Genomic DNA, 5,175 nt, shown 5'->3' with positions numbered 1-5,175 from the left:
GGTCGTGGAGCTCACGCCACTGAGCGTGCCCACCGCGGTCATCGACCGATCAGCGCAGGTGCCGGTGGTCGTGCTGCTCGGCTCGCCGGTCGGCTCCGGCATGTCCGCGCTGCGGCGGGAGCTCGCCGGCGCGGCGTCCTCCGCTGGACTGCGGTGGATCCTCGCGGTGGCGGACGTGGACCGGTTCCCGCAGCTCGCCACGGCATTCCGGCCGGCTTCACTGCCCACCGTCACGGTCGTCGCCGACGGCACCGGTGTCGCGGCCTGGACTCCACCGGACGCACTCGGTGACGGTGGTGTGGACTGCCTGGACTGGGTGGAGACGGTGGTGGCGAGGGTCGCGCCCCGGCTGGCCGGACCGCCGGAGGATACCGTACCGGTCGGCGGGGAGGTCACCGTGGCGGAGAACGGGGTCGCGGACATCACCCGCCTCGCCGGCGATCCGCGGCTGCGCCGGGCGGCGACGCTGGTCAGCAGCGGTGACCCGGAGGGCGCAGTCGCGCTCTATGACGTGCTGCTGCCGGAGTACCCGGACCCGGTGGCGCAGCGGATTCTGCGTAGGGCACGGTCGGCGGTGGGTGTCCTGGCCCGGACAAGGGACCTGGATCAGCGTTCCGTGTACACGGTGCTTGCCGGGGCACGGCGGCTTCTCGACGCCGGGGACGGCGGGACCGGCGGCACCCCACCGGCGGTCGGCGACCTGCTGCGTACCGCCGATGTCCTCGTCCTCGGCGACCGGCCGGTAGATGCGGTCGACCTGCTGTCGGGTGCTCTGTCCAGGTCGGCGGCGGGGCGTCCCGCCGGTGAGCGTGAGCAGTTGCGGGTCCGTGCCCTCGATCTTCTCCGGCTCCTGGAACCCGGGACGGCGGTGGCGGAACGGGCGCGGCGGAGGCTGGCGTCGGCCCTGTTCTGAGGGGTGGCTGCCGGGGCACCTGGTCAGGTGACGGCTGGTGATGCCGCTACGCGTCGTGTGGCCGTCCCTCCCGGAGCTGTTCATCGGACGAGGTCGTGGGCTTCGGCGTCGGTGATCATGGCCTCGTCCAGCCTGTTCATCAGGGACGGGGTGTCGAGTCCCACGCCGATGAGCACGACTTCGTTGCCGGGCGTGAGACCGGCGTCCTGCCAGCCCGCTGCGGGCCGGATCGACAGATCCGGCCCGGCCTGGTGCCAGATCTGGGCGTGGGACAGCTGGTCGGCGAGCCAGCAGTATCCTTTCGACCGGACCAGTCCGGTGGTGGCGCGCAAGGCTTCGAGCAGGCGTCCACGGTCCAGGGGGCGATCACCGCGGAAGACGACTGAACTGATGCCGTACTCCTCGGTCTCCGGGGTGTGGGGGTTCTCCAGTTCTTCGGTGTACCCCTCGTAGGTCCGCGCGGTGGCCTCATTGAACAGGTTCGCGCCGAGGATCCGGTCAATGACGCTGACGCCGTGGCACAGCCCGTTGACAAGGATGTCCACCTCCGCACGTGGGTTCATCCGCCGCACCAACGTCATCGTCGCCGCCAGCCGGTCGGCTGAGACCAGATCGGACTTGGTGACGTAGATCCGGTCAGCGAACTCGACCTGGTCGACGAGGAGGTCGGCGACAGTGCGTTCGTCGTCCGGGGTTGCGCCGCGGTCGACGTCCGTCAGACGGGTGTGCCTGCCGATCCGGTCGAGGAACTGGCGGGCGTCCACCAGGGTGACCATCGTGTCGATCGGGGCGATGTCCGCCAACCGGGTCCCGTCCTCCCACTGCCATTGGAAGGTTGCGGCGACGGGCATCGGCTCGGAGATGCCGGTGGACTCGATGAGGATGTGGTCGTACTTTCCGGAGCGTGCCAGGGTACCGACCGCATCGACGAGGTCCTCGCGCAGGGTGCAGCAGATGCAGCCGTTCGTCAGCTCGACGAAGCGGTCCTCCCCGCGGGTGAGATGTCCTTCGCCGGCGATCAGGGCGGCGTCGATGTTGATCTCGGAGAAGTCGTTGACGATCACCGCGATACGGCGTCCGCCACGGTCGGTGAGGATCTGGTTGAGCAGGGTGGTCTTGCCGGATCCGAGGAATCCGGACAGCACGGTGACAGGGGTCATGGCGGGGGGCCTTCCGGTGGGAGGTGCTTTTCCCCTACCTTACTGATAAGCATTTCCATTAACGTTGTGTGGGTGCCTCCGTACCCCCGCCGAACGTCAGAGACCGACCACCGCCATCCTCCGCCTGTTCTCACCGGTGGTCAACGTTCGGGGACGGAAGGTGGGGAAGTCGTGCAGATCACGCGCATCGCTGCCGGTCGCAGCACACCGGAGCCGCTGCCTGGCGCTACGCTGGACCCATGAACGACAGTCCCGTGACCCGGCACACGATCTTTCAGAACTCACTCATGTCCGCACTGCTCGACGGCATCTACGACGGTGAAATGACCGTCGGCGAGCTGCTCGGCAAGGGCAACTTCGGCCTCGGCACCTTCGACGCCCTGGACGGTGAGATGGTGATCATCGACGGTATCTGCTACCAGCTGCGTCATGACGGCACCGCCACCCGCGCGGACCTTGAGCAGCGCTCCCCGTACTCGGTGTGCACGAACTTCGTGCCCCGGATCCGCCGGCGCGCCCCGGAGAACATCCGGCGCAGTGACCTCTCCGGCTTCATCGACGAGATGACGCCCTCGGCGAACTACATGTACGCGGTGCGGATCACCGGCACCTTCTCCGATGTGACGACCCGTACGGTGGTCAAGCAGGACAAGCCCTACCCGCCGATGACGGAGGCCGTCGGGGATGACGCGGAGCAGCACTTCACCGACGTCTCCGGCGTCATCGCGGGATTCCGGACACCGGTCTACGAGAAGAACATCTCGGTGCCCGGCTGCCACGTCCACTTCATCGACGACGCCCGTGTCCAGGGCGGCCACGTCCTGGACTTCACCCTCGCCGAGGGGAAGATCGAGCTGTGCCCGGGCACGGACCTGGACCTGCGGCTGCCGCTGACCTCCGCGTTCTCGAACGCGAACCTGGATCCGGAGGATCTCGATGAGCAGCTGCACGCCACCGAGGTGAAGGGTTAGGTCGGCGGTCCGGGCACCGACCGCCACCGGTACCCTCGGTGGATATGCCCCGGTTATCCTCGTCGACCCTCAAGCGGGCCGACACCGCATCCCCCGCGTGGCGTCGTATACCGGGGCGTGCCGTACGGCGTTTCGTCGACCAGGACTTCGTGGACTTCGTCGGGAGTCTCGCCTTCCGGGCGCTGCTCGCCCTGTTCCCCGGCCTCATCGCCCTGGTCTCGATCCTGGCACTGTTCGGGCAGAGTGAGGAGTCGGTGATCCGGCTGCTGAACGATGTCGAGGCGGTCACCCCGGAGCATTCCTGGGAGTCGGTGCGCCCGGTGCTGGAGTCCATCCTGCGCACGCCGCAGGCCGGGCTGGGGCTGGTCATCGGCCTGGTCACCACGTTGTGGACGGCGTCCGGGTACATCAAGACGTTCAGTCGGACGATGAACGCCGTCTACGGGATCACCGAGGGGCGCGGCCTGTTCAAGTGGAACATGCAGATGTACCTGCTCACCGGCCTGTTCCTGCTCCTGGCGGCCGTCGGACTCATCGTGTCGGTGGTGGCGGGGCCGGTCGCGGAGGCGGTCGGGGAGCTCATCCACCTGGAGACCGCGGTGATCACGGTGTGGCGCTACGTCCGTTGGGTGCTGGTCATCATGGTCGTGGTGCTGGGGGTGGGGATGCTCTACCGCATCACCCCGAATGTGCGGATGCGGCGTACCTGGGGAGGACGCCACTTCCCGTGGTACCTGTTCTGGCTGCGGTGGTTCACTGTCGGGGCGTCCCTGTCGATTGTGGCGACCATCCTGGCGACCATGCTCTTCTTCCTCTACGTCGCGAAGGCGGGGTCGTTCAACGCGACGTACGGGGCACTGGCGGGTGTGGTCGTGCTCATGGTGTGGCTGTTCATCGTCAATGCCGCGCTGGTCTTCGGTGCGCTCATCGACAGTGAGGTGGTCCGGATGCGGCAGCTGCGGGCAGGCCTGCCGGCGGAGGAGACGCTGCAGCTTCGTGTCCGTGATTCCTCCGCCAGTGACAAGCGGGAGTCGAAGAACGCCCGGGATGTCGAGTGGGCCCGGGAGGTGCGCCGGAACGCGGAGGGGGAGGCTGACGGTCCGGAGACGCCTCCCGCCGCCGGGAGCGACTACTCTCAGGGCCGACGATCCTGATCCGAAACTGAATCTGACAAGAGAAGAGGCCTGCACCCATGCCCAGTCAACAGGTGGTGTCCCACCCCGCGAACGCCGCGATGTTCCTCGTCTGCACGGTGGAGGACGGGGGTGCGGCCACCGACGTCGTCCGCGACGTGCTCGGGGAGCTTCCCGGTCTGACCCGTTCGGTGGGGTTCCGCTCCCCGGAGTCCGAGTTGCTGAGCATCGTCGGCATCGGCTCGGGGATGTGGGACCGGTTGTTCCCTGACCGGCCACGTCCCGCGCACCTGCACACTTTCCGGGAGATCGAGGGCAGCGTCCACACAGCGGTCTCCACCCCTGGTGACCTGCTGATCCACCTGAGGGCCGCGCGGATGGACGTGGTCTTCGAACTTGCGCGTGTCATCACCGGGAAGCTCGGCACGGCAGTCACCGTCGTTGATGAGGTCCACGGGTTCCGCTACTTCGACGAGCGTGATCTCCTCGGCTTCGTCGACGGCACCGAGAACCCGGAGGGTGGTGACGCCGTCGCCGCCGCGGTCATCGGCGACGGCGACGGTGAGGACGCCTCTCTCGTCGGGGGTTCCTACGTCATCGTCCAGAAGTACCTGCATGACATGGATGCGTGGAACGCTCTGAGCACCGGGGAACAGGAGAAGGCGATCGGCCGGACGAAGCTCGACGACCTTGAACTGGACGACGAGCACAAGCCGTCCAACTCCCATGTCGCGCTCAACGACATCGACGGGGACATTGTCCGGGAGAACATGCCTTTCGGGTCGGTGGGGGACGCCGAGTTCGGCACATATTTCATCGGCTACGCCAAGGATCCGTCGATCACCGAGCAGATGCTGCGCAACATGTTCGTCGGGGTCCCGGAGGGCAACCACGACCGTATCCTCGATTTCTCCACCGCGGTCACCGGATCGTTGTACTTCGTGCCTTCGGCGGGGTTCCTCGACGATCTCGGGGACTGAGACCACCGGGCCACCGGG

5 protein-coding genes are annotated in these 5,175 nt (G+C 67.4%); 4 read left to right on the top strand and 1 reads right to left on the bottom strand.

Features of this window, described 5'->3' with window-relative positions; translation table 11 throughout:
• A partial coding sequence (locus QZV72_RS09405) for a tetratricopeptide repeat protein (RefSeq protein ID WP_297007760.1) occupies positions 1-913 on the top strand: 913 nt, incomplete at its 5' end.
• Positions 914-993: 80 nt separating this feature from the next.
• Here the strand turns inward: QZV72_RS09405 and QZV72_RS09400 are convergent.
• Positions 994-2,073 carry a GTP-binding protein gene (locus QZV72_RS09400; protein ID WP_297007756.1) on the bottom strand — a complete coding sequence of 360 codons (1,080 nt, stop codon included), beginning with the start codon at positions 2,071-2,073 and terminating at the stop codon, positions 994-996.
• Positions 2,074-2,312: 239 nt separating this feature from the next.
• Here QZV72_RS09400 and budA point away from each other — a divergent pair, with 239 nt between their 5' ends.
• Genes budA through QZV72_RS09385 form a run of 3 tightly spaced genes read left to right on the top strand, consistent with a single transcriptional unit; the run spans position 2,313 to position 5,157 of the window.
• Entirely contained in the window at positions 2,313-3,044 is a 732-nt protein-coding gene (gene budA / locus QZV72_RS09395; RefSeq protein ID WP_297007752.1) for an acetolactate decarboxylase, read from the top strand.
• A gap of 44 nt (positions 3,045-3,088) precedes the next feature.
• Positions 3,089-4,198, top strand: coding sequence for a YihY/virulence factor BrkB family protein (locus QZV72_RS09390; protein WP_297007749.1), 1,110 nt, complete (start codon positions 3,089-3,091; stop codon positions 4,196-4,198).
• A 38-nt stretch (positions 4,199-4,236) separates the two neighbouring features.
• On the top strand, positions 4,237-5,157 hold the full coding sequence (locus QZV72_RS09385) for a Dyp-type peroxidase (RefSeq protein WP_297007746.1): 921 nt from the start codon (positions 4,237-4,239) through the stop codon (positions 5,155-5,157).
• Positions 5,158-5,175 lie beyond the last annotated feature (18 nt).

It is taken from the genome of uncultured Corynebacterium sp., assembly GCF_902782855.1.
Classification (GTDB): Bacteria; Actinomycetota; Actinomycetes; order Mycobacteriales; family Mycobacteriaceae; genus Corynebacterium.
The sequence above is the reverse complement of the archived record's forward strand: the minus strand, read 5'-3'. Positions and strand labels throughout refer to the sequence as shown.